This is a genomic window from Pseudomonas synxantha (genome assembly GCF_900105675.1).
In the GTDB taxonomy this organism is placed as follows: Bacteria; Pseudomonadota; Gammaproteobacteria; order Pseudomonadales; family Pseudomonadaceae; genus Aquipseudomonas; species Aquipseudomonas synxantha.
The window spans coordinates 5,061,534-5,078,534 of the sequence record NZ_LT629786.1; the positions used below are offsets into that span (position 1 = coordinate 5,061,534).

At 59.9% G+C, this 17,001-nt stretch carries 16 protein-coding genes; 11 read left to right on the forward strand and 5 right to left on the reverse strand.

Features of this window, described 5'->3' with window-relative positions; all coding sequences use genetic code 11:
* Positions 1–91 precede the first annotated feature (91 nt).
* From BLU48_RS23460 to BLU48_RS23470, 3 genes are all read left to right on the forward strand, one after another.
* On the forward strand, positions 92–1,648 hold the full coding sequence (locus BLU48_RS23460; RefSeq protein ID WP_057025006.1) for a bifunctional aminoglycoside phosphotransferase/ATP-binding protein: 1,557 nt from the start codon (positions 92–94) through the stop codon (positions 1,646–1,648).
* A 92-nt stretch (positions 1,649–1,740) separates the two neighbouring features.
* Positions 1,741–2,085, forward strand: coding sequence for a pentapeptide repeat-containing protein (locus BLU48_RS23465; RefSeq protein WP_046069532.1), 345 nt, complete (start codon positions 1,741–1,743; stop codon positions 2,083–2,085).
* A 202-nt stretch (positions 2,086–2,287) separates the two neighbouring features.
* A complete protein-coding gene (locus tag BLU48_RS23470) occupies positions 2,288–2,560 on the forward strand; it encodes a TfoX/Sxy family protein (RefSeq protein WP_046069533.1) in 273 nt (90 codons plus the stop codon).
* A gap of 243 nt (positions 2,561–2,803) precedes the next feature.
* Here the strand turns inward: BLU48_RS23470 and BLU48_RS23475 are convergent, their stop codons facing one another.
* Genes BLU48_RS23475 through BLU48_RS23485 form a run of 3 tightly spaced genes read right to left on the reverse strand, consistent with a single transcriptional unit; the run spans position 2,804 to position 5,483 of the window.
* Positions 2,804–3,571, reverse strand: a complete 768-nt coding sequence (locus BLU48_RS23475) for a heme ABC transporter ATP-binding protein (RefSeq protein ID WP_057025007.1) — start codon at positions 3,569–3,571, stop codon at positions 2,804–2,806.
* Positions 3,571–4,608: a FecCD family ABC transporter permease gene (locus tag BLU48_RS23480; protein WP_046069535.1), complete on the reverse strand. Its 1,038-nt coding sequence runs from the start codon at positions 4,606–4,608 to the stop codon at positions 3,571–3,573. Before BLU48_RS23480 ends, BLU48_RS23475 begins: the two co-directional genes overlap by 1 nt.
* Entirely contained in the window at positions 4,605–5,483 is an 879-nt protein-coding gene (locus tag BLU48_RS23485; RefSeq protein WP_057025008.1) for a heme/hemin ABC transporter substrate-binding protein, read from the reverse strand. Before BLU48_RS23485 ends, BLU48_RS23480 begins: the two co-directional genes overlap by 4 nt.
* 156 nt (positions 5,484–5,639) lie before the next feature.
* Between BLU48_RS23485 and BLU48_RS23490 the strand changes: the two genes are divergently transcribed.
* A complete protein-coding gene (locus BLU48_RS23490) occupies positions 5,640–5,957 on the forward strand; it encodes a Rieske (2Fe-2S) protein (protein WP_057025009.1) in 318 nt (105 codons plus the stop codon).
* Here BLU48_RS23490 and sfsA read toward each other — a convergent pair.
* Positions 5,954–6,667, reverse strand: a complete 714-nt coding sequence (sfsA, locus tag BLU48_RS23495) for a DNA/RNA nuclease SfsA (RefSeq protein WP_043050604.1) — start codon at positions 6,665–6,667, stop codon at positions 5,954–5,956. The two genes, BLU48_RS23490 and sfsA, sit on opposite strands and share 4 nt — an antisense overlap.
* Positions 6,667–7,839, reverse strand: coding sequence for a pyridoxal phosphate-dependent aminotransferase (locus tag BLU48_RS23500; RefSeq protein ID WP_057025010.1), 1,173 nt, complete (start codon positions 7,837–7,839; stop codon positions 6,667–6,669). Before BLU48_RS23500 ends, sfsA begins: the two co-directional genes overlap by 1 nt.
* Before the next feature lie 320 nt (positions 7,840–8,159).
* Between BLU48_RS23500 and dksA the strand changes: the two genes are divergently transcribed.
* From dksA to folK, 7 genes are all read left to right on the forward strand, one after another.
* Entirely contained in the window at positions 8,160–8,594 is a 435-nt protein-coding gene (gene dksA / locus BLU48_RS23505; RefSeq protein ID WP_005791430.1) for an RNA polymerase-binding protein DksA, read from the forward strand.
* Between the two features lie 83 nt (positions 8,595–8,677).
* Entirely contained in the window at positions 8,678–9,565 is an 888-nt protein-coding gene (gene gluQRS / locus BLU48_RS23510; protein WP_057025011.1) for a tRNA glutamyl-Q(34) synthetase GluQRS, read from the forward strand.
* Between the two features lie 62 nt (positions 9,566–9,627).
* On the forward strand, positions 9,628–9,804 hold the full coding sequence (locus BLU48_RS31865) for a hypothetical protein (protein WP_003176118.1): 177 nt from the start codon (positions 9,628–9,630) through the stop codon (positions 9,802–9,804).
* A complete protein-coding gene (locus BLU48_RS23515) occupies positions 9,788–12,742 on the forward strand; it encodes a sensor histidine kinase (RefSeq protein WP_164484458.1) in 2,955 nt (984 codons plus the stop codon). Before BLU48_RS31865 ends, BLU48_RS23515 begins: the two co-directional genes overlap by 17 nt.
* Positions 12,743–12,764: 22 nt before the next feature.
* Positions 12,765–14,204: a sigma-54-dependent transcriptional regulator gene (locus BLU48_RS23520; RefSeq protein WP_057025013.1), complete on the forward strand. Its 1,440-nt coding sequence runs from the start codon at positions 12,765–12,767 to the stop codon at positions 14,202–14,204.
* 696 nt (positions 14,205–14,900) lie between these two features.
* Complete coding sequence (locus BLU48_RS23525; RefSeq protein WP_057025014.1) at positions 14,901–16,304, forward strand: polynucleotide adenylyltransferase PcnB; 1,404 nt, start codon at positions 14,901–14,903, stop codon at positions 16,302–16,304.
* A gap of 2 nt (positions 16,305–16,306) precedes the next feature.
* Positions 16,307–16,792, forward strand: a complete 486-nt coding sequence (gene folK, locus BLU48_RS23530) for a 2-amino-4-hydroxy-6-hydroxymethyldihydropteridine diphosphokinase (RefSeq protein ID WP_057025015.1) — start codon at positions 16,307–16,309, stop codon at positions 16,790–16,792.
* The last annotated feature ends 209 nt before the right edge of the window (positions 16,793–17,001 follow it).

Below are 17,001 nucleotides of genomic sequence, written 5' to 3' on the forward strand. Positions count from 1 at the left end.
TGATCAACATGAGCCGGACAGCGGTTTGCACGACTGGCATCAGCAGCCATAATGCCCACCATGATTTCTCCCCGACTTTGAAGGATCGCCCGTGAGCCAGTCCCTGATCGCTGCCCTGCAAAACCCGGCTTTGTACCCTCATCCGGTTGAAGCGTTTCAAGTCATCGAGACCCATATTTCCTGGGTGATACTGACAGGCGCCTACGCATATAAACTGAAGAAGCCGATGAACTTCGGCTTCCTGGACTTCACCCAACTGGAGGACCGCGGCCACTTCTGTCGCGAAGAACTGCGCCTCAACCAGCGCCTGACCGCAGATTTGTATCTTGAAGTGTTGCCAATCACCGGCACCTCCGAGGCACCGCAACTGGGCGGCGATGGCCCGGTGATCGAGTACGCGCTGAAGATGCGTCAGTTCCCGCAAAGCCAGATGCTCAGCACCCTGCAAGCCAACGGCGAACTGACCTGTGCGCACATCGACGAGATGGCCCAGCAGATTGCGCACTTCCACCTCACCGCCCCCAAGGTCCCACAAGAGCATCCGGCCGGCACGCCGGAGGAAGTGATGGCTCCGGTGCGCCAGAACTTCGACCAGATCCGCCCGTTTCTTAGCGACAAGGCCGACCTGACTCAACTGGAAGCCCTGCAAGCCTGGGCTGAAAGCAGCTTCGAACGTCTCAAGCCCTTGCTGGAACAGCGCAAGCTCAATGGCTATACCCGCGAATGCCACGGTGATATCCACCTGGGCAACGCGACCCTCATTGATGGTCACGTGGTGATCTTTGACTGCATCGAGTTCAACGAGCCCTTCCGCTTTACCGATGTGTACGCAGACACCGCCTTTTTGGCCATGGACCTGGAAGATCGCGGCCTGAAAAGCCTGGCACGGCGTTTTATCAGCCAGTACCTGGAACTGACCGGTGACTACCAGGGCCTGGAGCTACTGAACTTCTATAAAGCCTACCGTGCGCTGGTTCGCGCCAAAGTTGCGCTGTTCAGCATGCCGAGCGAAGCAAGCCCGGTGCAACGCGCCAACACCCTGCGCCAGTACCGCAATTACGCCAACCTGGCGGAAAGCTACAGCACCATTCCGTCTCGCTTCCTGGCAATCACCCATGGCGTTTCAGCCGTGGGCAAGAGCCACGTCGCCATGCGCCTGGTCGAAGCCCTGGGCGCCGTGCGCCTGCGCTCGGATGTGGAACGCAAGCGCCTGTTTGGCGAGCAACAGATCGAAAACACGCCACAGGCCGATATCTACAATCATGACGCCAGCGCTGCCACCTACGCACGCCTGAACGAAATGGCCGACACCGTGCTGCGCGCCGGTTACCCGGTGGTGCTGGATGCGACCTTCTTGAAACGCGCTCAACGTGACGCGGCTGCCCAAGTCGCCGAAGCTACCGGGGCGCCGTTCCTGATCCTCGATTGCAACGCGCCTCAAGCCGTTATTGCCAGTTGGCTGGCACAACGTCAGGCGGATAAAAACGACCCGTCCGACGCAACACTGAGCGTTATCGAAGAGCAGCAAGCCAGTCGTGAGCCGCTGACAGCACAGGAGCTGTTGCTGAGCAAGCGTGTCGAGACCAATGAAAGCGGGACCCTCGACGCTTTAGTCGCTCATATCCGACAGCGCTTGCCGGGCCTGTAAGAAATATTTCTTGGTCGTGTCGTCTACTTCGACGCACGACCCAGAAATAGTGGCACTATAATGGCGTCATAATTCCAACAGGAGTCGCCATTATGAGTCAGCCCAAGCTTCTCGACACCCCGCTCTACGCGCTCCTGCACAAGGACGACATCCGCGGCTTCAATCAGGAACGCCCTGAGGGTGGCCCCATTGACATGCGTGGTGGCGACTTCCGGGGCTTGGACCTGCGCGACCTGAACGCCAAGGATGTTGACTTCACCGACGCCTATTTCCGTTCGGCCGACCTGCGCGGTCTGGATTTACGCGATTGCTCGCTGGAGGGCGCCAGCCTGGCCCACGCGCAGATTTCGGGGACTTATTTCCCACCCGAGCTCACGGCTGACGAGATTCTGATGTCAGTCAATTTCGGAACTCGCCTGCGCTACCGTACCAAGTAGCCTTCGCCCAGAACCCCGGCTAAGTCCCAGGCGCGCCGGGCGGTTGCCGCCTGCCTGTCGCTAAAGCCATCACACCATTCTTATAAGCTTTTCGCCCGCTTCTGACCAAAGAACCACGCTTTTCCTACTGAGCGCTACACTCATTTTCAGGCTGCCTGGTCACGACACCCACCGCACCATTCGGCCGTCGCAAGGAGGCTTGATGAACGATGAGCTGCAACACCTGAAAAACCTTGGCAAGACGTCAGCGCAGTGGCTGCATGCGGTGGGCATCCACAGCGCGTCCGACTTGCGTCGCCTGGGAGCGGTCGATGCTTACCGAGCCGTGCGAACTCGCGGCTTTCGAGCATCGAAAGTCCTGCTGTATGCAATTGAAGGCGCATTGATGGATGTGCACTGGAACGACATTCCCACGGAACGCAAGGAGGCGTTGAACCGTCAGCTGGATGCTATGTCAACGCGTCAGAAAAACTAGATTGGCGTGCAGACCCAATGTTTACGGGCATTACAAACGGGCGTTTGAGAAAACTGGATGAGCATGCAAAAACAAATGTTGACTCTCAAATGAGAATCGTTATGATTATCACAACTGGTCGCGAGATCAGCCGATAACTGAAAGACCATTGGTTCGGACTCTCAGATTATCTCCTCATCAGGCTAATCACGGTTATTTGACCCGGCTCTTGCCGGGTCTTTTTTTGCCCGCACATAACTGAGCTCAGCGCGCAATGATCAGCGGGTGCCCCCGCTCCGGATGTCGCTGTACCAGAACCTCCAAGCCAAAGACGGCCTTGAGCGGTTCAGGTTGCAGGACTTTAGAGGGCGTATCCAAGGCATGGGGGCGTCCGTCTTTCAGCAACAGGATCCGGTCGCAGTAACGCGCGGCCAGGTTCAAGTCATGCAGGATCACCAGCACGGCAGCGCCTTTGTCGGCAAAGCTGCGAATGGCCTGCAATGTGGTGTGCTGGTGCAAAGGATCGAGCATCGACGTCGGCTCATCCAACAACAACGTTTGCCCCGCCTCACCCGGCCATAACTGCGCCAATACCCGCGCGAGATGCACACGCTGCCGTTCGCCCCCCGACAAAGCCAGGTAACTGCGACCACTCAAGTGGCCGACATCCGCCGCTTGCAGCGCCGCATTGATGATTTCGTCATCGCGCACTCGCCCGGTCTGATGGGGCAAGCGCCCCATGCCTACCACCTCTTCGACACGAAAAGCAAAATCCAGGGTTGAGCTTTGCGGTAACACCGCCAGGCGCTGGGCACGCTGCGCGCCGCCCAGGCTCTTCAACTCTTGCTGATCCAGCCACACTCTGCCCTGATCAGGCTGCAACTCCCCGCAAAGCGCCCCCAACAAGGTACTTTTGCCGGCACCGTTCGGCCCCAGCACGCCCAGTACTTCGCCCGGCAACAGGTTCAAGGTGACATCGGCCAGCACGGTTTTACGCCCACGCCGTATCTGCAACGCATCAACTCGCAGCATCAGGCGCGCCCCCGCAGTAACAGGTAGAGGAAAAATGGCGCACCGATAAATGCAGTAACAATACCAATCGGCAGTTCCGCGGGCGCCAGCGCCAAGCGTGCCACCAGGTCCGCAAACAACAACAAACTCGCCCCTGCCAGCACCGAGGCCGGTAGCAACACCCGATGATCCGGCCCCGCCAGCAGCCGTACCAGGTGCGGCACCACCAAGCCAACAAAGCCAATCATCCCTGCCGCCGCCACCGCCGCACCAACGCCCAAGGCCGTGCAGAACACCAATTCACGCTTGAGCCCCTCTACATCGATGCCCAGATGATTGGCCTCAGACTCTCCCAACAACAGCGCATTCAATGCCTTCGCCCGACGCGGCAACCACAGCGCCACGCCCGCGCTCACCAGCAGCAAGGGCCACAACCGCGAATAGCTCGCACCATTGAGGCTGCCGAGGTTCCAGAACGTCAGGGTGCGCAAAGTGGCGTCATCGGCCAAATAGGTAAACAGCCCGACCGCCGAACTGGCCAGCGCCGTAAGCGCGATACCAGCAAGCAGCATCGTCGCAACATTCGTCTGGCCATTGCGACGCCCCAGCCGATAGACCAGCGCCGTGACGCCCAGGCCACCGAGAAATGCGCACAACGACAACAGGTACGGCCCGAAGGCATCCGGCAGCCCGCCAAAAAACGAACCGCCGACAATCGCCACCGCCGCCCCCAATGCTGCGCCGCTGGACACCCCCACCAACCCAGGATCGGCCAGCGGGTTGCGAAACAATCCCTGCATCGCTACCCCTGACAACGCAAGCACCCCGCCGACCGCAAGGCCCAGCAAAGTTCTTGGCAGGCGAATCTGCCCCAGGATCAACTCGGCTTGTTCCAAGCCTGCCGCTTCAATCGGCACCCCCATCAGTCTTAAAGCAGCCCTGAGCGTGTCCACCAATGGCAGGCTGACCGGGCCCAGGGCCAATGAGAGCCAGATCGCCAATAGACATAACAGCGACAGCCCGATGAACAGTGTTTTCGGCTTGACCAGAGTGGTCATGGAGCAGGCTTGGCCTGGGACGGATAAAACCCGGCGGACAGCTTCACCAAGCTTTGTGGCAACCGCGGCCCCAGACCACCCACCAGTAGGGTCGGATCCAGCTCAAACACTCGCCCGCTCTTGGCTGCAGGTGTAGACGCAAGGATCGGATTTTCCTTGAACAAGGCTGCCCGCGCCGCATCGCCGGTGAGGGCGCGATCAGCAAACACCAGCACATCCGGGCTCAACCCTGCCAGCGACTCCACTGAAAACGGTTTGTAGCCCGTGTGCGTGGCCAGATTACGCCCGCCGGCCTGCTGCAACAGCCAATCGGCGGCCGTGTCCTTGCCAGCAACCAGCGGCTTGCCACCGGCATTGCCCAGCAACAACAGAACACCCGGCGCCTTTTGCGTGGCCTGGGCCTTGTTCACCCAATTCTTTTGCTGCTCAAGCGCCTGCTCATATCCGGCAAACAACGTGTGGGCCTTGGCCTCACTGCCGAGCAACTTCCCCAGGTGTTGAAGGTTGTCTTTCAAGGTCGGCAGATCCGGCTGGGCCGAGAACATATCCACCTGCACGCCAGCATTGCGAATCTGCGCCAGTACCGGTGGTGGCCCCATTTCCTCGGTGCCCACGAGGATTTGCGGTTGCAGGCTGAGAATACCTTCGGCCGACAACTGCCGTTGATAGCCAATGCTCGGCAACGCCTTGAGCGATTCGGGATGCTGACTGGTGGTATCCACCCCGACCAATTTCGATTCACCGCCCAGTGCCGCTACCCACTCCGATAGCGCCCCTCCGGCACTGACCCAGCGCTGTGGCAGCTCAGAGGCTTGCGCCCCGTGGTTGACCAGCAGTGAAGCAACAAGCGCAATAGCGCTGGTACTCAGACGCATAACAGGGTTTCCTTCCTAGGGCAGGGCCACTCGAGCGCTCATTGATGTGCCAGATAATCCCTGCCATGTATCGTATTGAGCACCCAGTCACCTGACGGGCGAAGCGGGCATTTGATAATTGTTTGCATTTGAACGTCAAGGCACTTAAGGATTGAAATGAAGTTTCTCTGCGCCTCAGGCGACCTCGCCCCCAACAGCAGCCGCGGTTTTGAGATCGACGGCTGCAAGCTGCTGGCTGTGCGCCGGGACGGCATTGCCTACTTCTATCTCAACCGCTGCCCCCATCGCGGTATCCCGCTGGAATGGCAAACCGACCGCTTCCTCGATGCCAGCGCCAGCCTGATCCAATGCGCCACCCATGGCGCACTGTTCCTGATCGAAAGCGGCGAATGCATCGCCGGCCCCTGTGCAGGCCAGAGTCTCACGGCCTTGCCTGGTCGGGAAGACGCACAGGGATTATGGGTAGAACTCTAGCTACCAAGCAGCACATGCAGTGGACGCTCGATGTAAATCTCTTGCGGCGTGACCCGTACGCCATACGCCAGCACCTCGACGCCCGCGGCCTTGGCCTCACGTAAAGCGCCAGCGTAGGCAGCGTCGATTTCCACGGCGGGCCGCACCGCATCGATTCCCGATAGATTCACGCAATACAACTGCACCGCTCGCACGCCTGTTCGTGACAGGTAAGCCAGCTCTCTCAGGTGCTTGGCCCCGCGCTGCGTCACCGCATCAGGAAAGGCCGCCACCGAAGTGTCGTCAAAGCCCAAGGTCACGCTTTTGACTTCGACGAACGCGGCACCCTGCGGGTAATCCAGGCGAAAATCGATCCGGCTCTTCTCCTGACCATAAGGTACTTCACGCTTCAACGCCGTGAAGCCATTGAGTTCAGTAATCACACCGGCACGCAGTGCTTCTTCCACCAGCTGATTGGCGCGTGCCGTGTTGACACACGCCAGCCGTCCCTGAGGCGTTTCAGCAATTTCCCAAGTGCCCGGCAACTTGCGCTTGGGATCGGAGGAACGACTGAACCAGACCTGGCCACCTTCGACCATGCAATTGAGCATCGAGCCAGTATTCGGGCAGTGGATGGTGAGCAACTCGCCGGTAACGGTTTCGATATCGGTGAGAAAACGCTTGTAGCGACGAATCAGCCGCGCTTCTTCGAGAGGGGGATCAAATCGCATCAGCCTTGCCAGCTCCGCAAACCACGGGCGATGCGTTCCACCGCCTCTTGTAGCCGATCGAGGTTTTGCGTGTAGGCAAACCGCACATGGTGACCGGCTTGATAGCGGCCAAAGTCCAACCCAGGCGTAAAGGCCACATGCTCGGTTTCGAGAAAATGACGGCAGAATGCGAAGGCATCACCGCCGAACGCGCTGATATCGGCGTACAGGTAGAAGGCACCCTCCGGCTCTACAGCAATGCCGAATCCCAACTCGCGCAATGCAGGCAGCAAGAAGTCGCGACGTCGACCGAATTCAGCGCGGCGCTCTTCAAGAATGCCCAGTGTTTGCGGGGTGAAACAGGCCAAGGCGGCGTATTGGGCCATGCTCGGCGCGCTGATGTAGAGGTTTTGCGCCAATTTCTCCAGTTCACTGACCGCGTCCGGCGGCGCTACCAGCCACCCCAGGCGCCAGCCGGTCATGCCGAAATACTTCGAAAAACTATTCAGGACAAAGGCGTCATCGTCGACTTCCAGCACGCTGACCGCGTCGGTGCCATAGGTCAGGCCGTGGTAGATCTCGTCGACCACCAGGTGACCGTTGCGCGCCTTGATCGCACTGGACAGCCCGGCCAACTCGCCTCGCGTAAGAATAGTCCCGGTGGGATTGGCCGGAGACGCGACCAGCGCACCCACACTGTCCTGGTCCCAATGCCTGGTAACCAGGTCTGCGGTCAATTGGTAGCGCACCTCCGGCCCCACCGGCACCAACTGGGCCGCGCCTTCTACCAGCCGCAGGAAATGTCGGTTGCAAGGATACCCCGGGTCCGCCAGCAACCAGTGCTTGCCTGGGTCTACCAGCAGACTGCTCGTTAACAACAAGGCGCCGGAGCCACCGGGGGTGATCAGAATGCGCTCGGGATCGACACTCAAACCGTAACGCTGCTGATAAAACCCGCTGATGGCCTCGCGCAATTCGGGCAACCCACGGGCGGCGGTATAGCGGGTCTTGCCGTTCGCCAGTGCGGCCTGGCCGGCCTGGATGATCGGTTCGGCCGTGGTGAAATCCGGCTCGCCGATTTCCAGGTGGATCACATCATGGCCGGCGGCCTGCAGCTCATTGGCCCGTGCCAGTAACGCCATGACATGAAAAGGTTCGATAGCGCGACTGCGCGCACTGTAGGGCTGAGCCATTAGCCTTCCTTAACGGTGAGGACAAAATCAGGATTCTACCGAACCCTCGCGGTAAAACATGCTCTATTGCCTGCTCGGCCATCCAAGATGAGCCCGGCAGGCGCCTGTAAAACGACTAAAATCAACATTCGAGCGGGTACATCCCCAGCCATGGCGGGCTGTTGCAGTTTGCAACCCCTTTGTCGTGGAGCTCGACAACCGGGAGTGGCGCACCCTGAATCTATCTGGTAAGTTCGCCCGCTTGCAGCCGCAGGGCCGGCAGGTGTCGGTGACGTTGCAATCCTGCGCAATGGATTAGAAGAGTGAGAGGCGGTCTATTCATGTCCACCCAAGCAAAGCAACAGAGCATCAGCGGCTTCCAACCCTACGTTGAGTCGAAGGGCGAGGAATACATGGGCAAGCCCATGCGCGAGCACTTCTCCAAAATCCTGAAGCAGTGGAAACAGGACTTGATGCAGGAAGTCGACCGCACGGTTGACCATATGAAGGACGAAGCAGCCAATTTCCCGGACCCGGCCGACCGTGCCAGCCAGGAAGAGGAATTCGCCCTCGAACTGCGCGCCCGTGATCGCGAGCGCAAACTGATCAAGAAGATCGACAAGACCCTGCAACTGATCGAAGACGAGGAATATGGCTGGTGCGAATCCTGCGGCGTCGAGATCGGTATTCGCCGTCTGGAAGCCCGCCCAACCGCGGACCTGTGCGTAGACTGCAAGACCTTGGCTGAAATCAAGGAAAAACAGGTCGGCAAATAACCCTGCCGAACTGAACGAATGGGGCGTGCTAACGCCCCATTTTTGTTTCTGGCGTTTACCGCTTTTGCAGTAGTATCCGGCCCATGACAGCCTCTACCTATATCGGGCGTTTCGCCCCCACGCCCAGCGGCCATTTGCACTTCGGCTCCCTGGTTGCCGCCCTCGCCTCCTACCTCGATGCTCGCGCCCACCAGGGTCGCTGGTTGATGCGCATGGAAGATCTCGACCCACCGCGTGAAGAGCCCGGCGCCCAGGCAGCGATTCTGCATGCTCTGGAAAGCTACGGCTTTGAATGGGATGGCGATCTGGTCCGACAGAGCAAGCGGCATGATGCCTACGCCAAAGTGCTGAATGACTTGTTCAACCACGGCCTGGCGTACGCCTGCACGTGCTCACGTAAACAGCTGGAACCCTATAACGGGATTTACCCCGGCCTGTGCCGTAATGCCGGCCACGATCAGCAAGATGCCGCCATCCGTCTGCGCGTACCCGAACTGGAATACCACTTTACCGATCGCGTACAGGGTGAGTTCCGACAGCATCTGGGCCGCGATGCGGGCGATTTCATCGTCCGTCGCCGCGATGGCCTCTACGCCTACCAATTGGCCGTGGTCCTCGACGACGCATGGCAAGGGGTTACCGACATCGTGCGCGGCGCCGACCTGCTCGACTCCACACCGCGCCAGCTGTACCTGCAAGAGCTACTGGGCCTGCGCCAGCCGCGTTACCTGCATGTGCCGCTGATCGTACAGCCGGACGGCCACAAGCTGGGCAAGTCCTACCGTTCACCGCCGTTGACGGCCGACCAGGCCACGCCTTTGCTGCTCCGGGCCCTGCGCGCCCTTGGCCAGCCAGCCGGCGATGAACTGCTGCACGCCAGCCCACGGGAGCTGCTGAATTGGGGCATTGCACACTGGGACGCCACCCGCATCCCACGCACACTCACGTTGGCCGAAGCGCAATTGAGCTGAAGGCGCTTGCAGGTTGCCAGCCATCCGTTACCATCGCCGCAGATTTTCAATCAGAGGCCAACATGTACATCTATCGATTGGTCCTGCTGCTGGTCGTCGGGATCTACCTGTTTTCCCCCGCCATCATGGATTGGTGGATCGACGCCACGGGCGCCTGGTACCGCCCCTATCTGCTGTGGCTGATCCTGATCGTCGTGACTTTCATCCTGCAGAGCCAAAAAGATGCCGATGAGCTTTAGCCTCACCCAGATGCTGCTGATCAGCGCCGCCTACCTGGCTGCGTTGTTCGGCGTGGCCTGGATCAGTGAGCGCGGGATGATTCCGCGGGCGATCATTCGCCATCCGCTGACCTACACCTTGTCCCTGGGCGTGTACGCCAGTGCCTGGGCGTTCTATGGCACGGTAGGCCTGGCCTATCAGTACGGCTACGGCTTTCTCTCCAGCTACCTGGGGGTGTCCGGCGCCTTCCTGCTGGCGCCGGTGCTGCTCTACCCGATCCTGAAAATCACCCGTACCTACCAGTTGTCGTCCTTGGCGGACCTCTTCGCCTTTCGCTTTCGCAGCACCTGGGCCGGCGCGCTGACCACGATTTTCATGCTGATCGGCGTGCTGCCATTACTGGCCTTGCAAATCCAGGCGGTAGCCGACTCCATCAGCATCCTGACCCGCGAGCCGGTACAACACCTTGTTGCCCTGGCTTTCTGCGCGCTGATCAGCCTGTTTACGATTTTCTTCGGCTCGCGTCATATCGCCACCCGTGAGAAGCACGAAGGCCTGGTGTTTGCGATTGCCTTTGAGTCGGTCATCAAGCTGATCGCCATCGGCGGCGTCGGCCTTTATGCGCTTTACGGTGTGTTCGACGGCCCGCAACAGCTGGAACTCTGGCTGCTGCAAAACCAGACCGCCCTCGCCGCCTTGCATACTCCCTTGCAGGAAGGCCCCTGGCGTACACTGCTGCTGGTGTTCTTCGCCTCGGCGATCGTAATGCCGCACATGTATCACATGACCTTCACCGAAAACCTCAACCCCCGTTCGCTGGTCAGCGCCAGCTGGGGATTACCGCTGTTCCTGCTGCTGATGAGCCTGGCGGTGCCGCTGATCCTGTGGGCCGGCCTGAAACTGGGGGCCACCACTAATCCTGAGTACTTCACCCTGGGCATCGGCATTGCCGCCAACAGCCCGGCCCTGGCGCTGCTGGCGTATGTCGGCGGTTTGTCGGCGGCCAGCGGGTTGATCATTGTCACTACGCTGGCGCTCTCGGGCATGGCGCTCAACCATCTGGTGCTGCCGCTGTACCAGCCGCCGGCCGAAGGCAATATCTACCGCTGGTTGAAATGGACCCGCCGTGCGCTGATCATCGCGATCATCATGGCTGGCTACGGGTTCTACCTGCTGCTTGGCGCCGGGCAAGACTTGGCCAACCTCGGCATCGTCGCGTTTGTCGCCACCTTGCAGTTCCTGCCGGGCGTATTGTCGGTGCTGTACTGGCCAACCGCCAATCGCCGTGGCTTTATTGCCGGGCTACTGGCGGGAATCCTGGTGTGGGTTGTCACCATGCTGCTACCGCTGGTCGGCAATTTGCAGGGTTTCTACATCCCGTTGCTGAACATGATCTACGTGCTCGACGACACCAGCTGGCACATGGCGGCCATTGCCTCGCTGGCTGCCAACGTACTGATGTTTACCCTGATCTCACTGTTCACCAACGCCAGCCCCGAAGAAACCAGCGCCGCCGAAGCCTGCGCGGTGGACAACGTACGCCGCCCGCAACGCCGCGAGCTGCATGCTGCCTCGCCCCAGGAGTTCGCCACGCAGCTGGCCAAGCCCCTGGGCGCGAAGGCGGCGCAAAAGGAAGTCGAGCAGGCACTGCGTGACCTCTACCTGCCGTTTGACGAGCGCCGCCCCTACGCCCTGCGCCGTCTGCGCGACCGTATCGAGGCCAACCTCTCCGGCCTGATGGGCCCCAGCGTGTCCCAGGACATGGTCGAAACATTCCTGCCCTACAAGGCTGGCGGCGAAAACTACGTCACCGAAGACATCCATTTCATCGAAAGCCGGCTGGAGGATTACCATTCGCGCCTCACCGGCCTGGCCGCCGAGCTCGACGCCCTGCGCCGCTACCACCGCCAGACCCTGCAGGAACTGCCAATGGGCGTCTGCTCCCTGGCCAAGGACCAGGAGATCCTGATGTGGAACAAGGCTATGGAAGAACTCACCGGCATCGCCGCGCAACGAGTGGTGGGTTCGCGGCTTAATACCCTGGGCGATCCCTGGAAAGAACTGCTCCTGGGCTTTATCAACCTGCCCGATGAGCACCTGCATAAACAACACCTGGCCCTCGACGGTCAGACCCGTTGGCTCAACCTGCACAAGGCTGCCATCGATGAGCCCCTTGCGCCTGGTAACAGCGGCCTGGTATTGCTGGTGGAAGACCTGACCGACACACAAATGCTCGAAGACAAGCTGGTGCATTCCGAGCGCCTGGCCAGCATTGGCCGCCTGGCGGCGGGCGTGGCCCACGAAATCGGCAACCCGATCACCGGTATCGCCTGCCTTGCGCAGAACCTGCGGGAAGAGCGTGAAGAAGACGGTGAAATCACCGAAATCAGCGGACAAATCCTCGAGCAGACCAAGCGCGTCTCACGCATCGTGCAGTCACTGATGAGCTTCGCCCACTCCGGCGCGCATCGGAATCAGGATGAAGCGGTGTGCCTGGCCGAAGTGGCGCAGGATGCCATTGGGCTGCTGGCCTTGAACCGACGCAATTTCGAAGTACAGTTCTTCAATCTGTGTGATCCGGAACATTGGGTCGATGGCGACTCACAACGCCTGGCCCAAGTGCTGATCAACCTGCTGTCCAATGCACGCGACGCGTCGCCGGCCGGCAGCGCGGTACGCGTCAAGAGCGAGGCTTTCGAGCATACGATCGACCTGATCGTGGAAGACGAAGGCAGCGGCATTCCACAGAACATCATGGACCGATTGTTCGAACCTTTCTTCACCACCAAGGACCCCGGTGAAGGTACCGGTCTGGGCCTTGCACTGGTCTATTCCATCGTTGAAGAGCATTATGGACAAATCACCATCGACAGCCCGGCTGACACAGAAAGCCAACGCGGCACCCGTATCAGGGTGACCTTGCCGCGTCATGTCGAAGCGACGTCCGCTGTGAACTGAGACCGTCGAGAGAATTGAATCAATGCCGCACATTTTGATCGTCGAAGACGAAACCATTATCCGCTCTGCCTTGCGCCGCCTGCTTGAACGTAATCAGTATCAGGTCAGCGAAGCCGGCTCGGTGCAGGAAGCCCAAGAGCGATTCAGCATTCCCACGTTCGACCTGATTGTCAGCGACCTGCGCCTGCCCGGAGCCCCGGGCACCGAGCTGATCAAGCTGGGCCAAGGCACCCCGGTGCTGATCATGACCAGCTACGCCAGCCTGCGCTCGGCGGTGGACTCGATGAAGATGGGCGCGGTGGACTACATTGCCAAGCCTTTCGACCACGATGAAATGCTCCAGGCCGTGGCCCGCATCCTGCGTGACCGTCAATCGGCCAGCAGCGCGCCTGCCGAACAGCGCCCAGCCGGTAAAACGACCAACGGCGCCGACAAGCCAGGCGTCGACAACAGCAACGGCGAGATCGGCATCATCGGCTCCTGCCCACCGATGCAGGATCTGTACAGCAAGATCCGCAAAGTAGCGCCGACCGACTCCAATGTATTGATCCAGGGCGAGTCGGGGACCGGTAAGGAACTGGTAGCCCGCGCCCTGCACAACCTGTCCAAGCGTGCCAAGGCACCGATGATCTCGGTGAACTGCGCGGCGATCCCCGAATCCCTGATCGAGTCCGAATTGTTCGGCCACGAAAAAGGCGCGTTCACTGGCGCCAGCGCCGGGCGCGCGGGGTTGGTGGAAGCCGCAGACGGCGGCACCTTGTTCCTCGATGAGATAGGCGAGTTGCCCCTGGAAGCCCAGGCCCGCTTGCTGCGGGTGCTGCAGGAAGGCGAGATTCGACGCGTAGGTTCGGTGCAATCGCAAAAGGTCGATGTGCGACTGATTGCTGCGACACACCGTGACCTCAAGAGCCTGGCCAAGATCGGCCAGTTCCGTGAAGACTTGTATTACCGCCTCCACGTGATCGCCCTCAAGCTGCCGGCCCTGCGCGAGCGCGGCGCCGACGTCAACGAGATCGCCAGTGCGTTCCTGTTGCGCCAGAGTGCGCGCATCAACCGTACCGACCTGAAGTTTGCCGCAGACGCCGAGCAGGCGATCCGGCATTACTCGTGGCCGGGTAACGTGCGGGAACTGGAGAACGCTGTCGAACGCGCGGTGATTCTGTCGGAGAGCCCGGAGATTTCCGCCGAGTTGCTGGGTATCGATATCGAGCTCAGTGACCTGGACGACGACGATTTCATCGGCCTGGCCCCGCAGCAGGGCGGCGGTAGCAATACCAGCCATGAACCGACGGAAGATTTGTCACTGGAAGACTACTTCCAGCATTTCGTCCTCGAGCATCAGGACCATATGACCGAGACCGAGCTGGCACGCAAGCTGGGGGTGAGCCGCAAATGCCTGTGGGAGCGGCGCCAGCGCCTGGGCATTCCACGGCGCAAGACGGGAGTCGCCAGCGAAAGCTGAGGGGGCGCCCCACCAGGTAACACCTGCTGATGTGAAAAAACTGTTACCGCTGACTTTTCACGTAACAGAAGCCGGGGCTTACGGTAACGAAGCCCCGGCTTTTTTTTGGCCCCGAAAACACTAAACCACCTCAACCCCCCGGTTTTGCTGGCCGGCACAAAAGTTGGCACGCACCCTGCTATATGCTTAGTACAAAAACAATAACAAGCTTTGTACAAGACAATAAAAATAAGACGAATCGACTCACGCATAACAAAAACAACACGGCGGAGGCGCAGCTAACTGATTCTTTTGGAGAGGCGTTGCATTTGGGGCTTGCCCCGCAACCAGGCCGAGAACAACAAAAACTGCCCTAAGGCAGAGCCTGTACTGGTTGGATCGTAGATCAGCAACACAGCGACCAAAGCAATCCGTTTGCTCTTGACTCCCAATTGGGAGTGTCATGAAGGTGAAGCTTCATGGCGAGGGCGATCAACAAAAACAAGAAGCCCGAAACCAATAATAAAAATAGAGCACGCAACTACTTCTGGGGGAGCTTCGGCTCCCCTTGTAGTTTCCGGCATTTGACGTTCTGAAGCTTATGGCGCAATGCCTGTAGCTTGTTCCTACACCATCCCCCGACTAAATGCTAGAATCCCGGCCCATCATGCGGTCATTCTTCGTTATGGCCGAACATTCCTTCAAACAGTGCATCCCATGCTGAAGAAGTTGTTCCAGTCATTCCGTTCTCCCTTGCGTCGAACGCAACACAAACGCAGCACGCCTGAAGTGCTCAATAGCAGCCAGCATTCACTGCAACGGGCTCAATTCAGCCGTTATGCGGTGAACATCGTCGAACGTTTGCAGAACGCCGGCTACCAGGCTTACCTGGTGGGTGGTTGCGTACGCGACATGCTGCTCAATATCACGCCCAAGGATTTCGACGTCGCCACCAGCGCCACGCCTGAACAGGTACGTGCCGAGTTTCGTAATGCACGCATCATCGGCCGGCGCTTCAAGTTGGTGCATATCCACTTTGGACGCGAAATCATCGAGGTCGCCACCTTCCGCGCCGGCCACCCGCAAAACGACGAAGAGGAAGACACCAATCAGTCTTCCCGCAACGAAAGCGGGCGCATCCTGCGCGACAATGTCTACGGCACCCTGGAGGAAGACGCGCAACGTCGCGACTTCACCATCAATGCCTTGTATTACGACCCGGTCAGCGAGCGCATCCTCGATTACGCCAATGGCGTACACGACATTCGCAATAACTTGATCCGCCTGATCGGGGACCCGACGCAGCGCTACCAGGAAGACCCGGTGCGCATGCTGCGTGCCGTGCGCTTCGCGGCCAAGCTCAACTTTGGTATCGAGAAGCACACCGCTGCGCCGATTCGCGAGCTGGCGCCAATGCTGCGGGAAATTCCCTCGGCGCGCCTGTTCGAAGAAGTGCTCAAGCTGTTTCTCTCGGGCTATGCCGCCGACACCTTCGAAATGCTTGTCGACCTGCAGTTGTTCGATCCATTGTTCCCGGCCAGCGCCGAGGCCTTGGAATACAACCCAACGTACACCCACACGCTGATCAGCGAAGCGTTGGTCAACACTGACCTGCGCATCAAGCAGAACAAACCGGTGACCCCAGCGTTCCTGTTTGCCGCCCTATTGTGGCCAGCCCTGCCCAAGCGAGTGCTGCGCCTGCAGGACCGTGGCATGCCGCCGATCCCGGCCATGCAAGAAGCGGCACACGAGCTGATTTCCGAACAGTGCCAACGCATCGCCATCCCAAAACGCTTCACCATGCCGATCCGCGAGATCTGGGACATGCAGGAGCGCCTGCCGCGCCGCAGCGGCAAACGTGCCGACCTGCTGCTGGACAACCCGCGCTTCCGTGCTGGCTACGACTTCCTGCTGCTGCGCGAAAGCGCCGGCGAGCAGACCGATGGCCTGGGCGAATGGTGGACCGACTATCAGGACGCCAATGACAGCCAGCGCCGCGAAATGATTCGCGAGCTGGGTAGTAAAGGCGATAGTACCGGTGAAGGACCGAAAAAGCGGCGCCGCAGCGGTAGCAAGCGTAAACGCAGCGCCGCCGACGCCTCGGGCGCCGCAGGGGAATAAGCGTGGAGCGTATCTACATCGGCATGGGCAGCAACCTTGCTGCCCCGGACCAGCAATTGCGCCGCGCGATCACAGCCCTGGCGCAACTGCCAGGCACCACCCTCGCCGGTGTCTCCGCGTTCTATCAAAGCGACTCCCTGCTTCCAGGCCAACCGCGCTTCACCAACGCGGTGGCGGCCCTGGACAGCAACATGGCCCCGTTGGACCTGCTCGATGCACTGCAAACCATCGAGAAGGATCAGGGCCGCGAGCGCCATGAGCGTTGGGGCCCACGCACGCTGGACCTGGATATCCTGCTGTTTGGCGATCACTTGATCGATGAGCCGCGCCTGAAGGTGCCGCACTACCAGATGCACGTGCGGGCGTTTGTGTTGTATCCGCTGGCGGAGTTGGCTCCCGTCACCCTGCAACTGCCTGACGGTCGCCACTTGAGCGACCTGCTCACCGCCTGCCCATTCGTCGGCCTGGAACGCTTACCGCAAGAATGACTCGGTCAATGTGGGAGCTGGCTTGCCTGCGATACAAGCGACTCGGTGTATCAGCCACACCAATGTGGATGCCGTCGCTGGCAAGCCAGCTCCCACACTTGATCGCCTGTGCCGCGATACTGCGCTCAAGTTGCTGAATCGCGTCAGTAACAGCGGTAACACCGCCATCGTAACAATGCGGTAACACATCCAATTGACTTCCCGTGTCC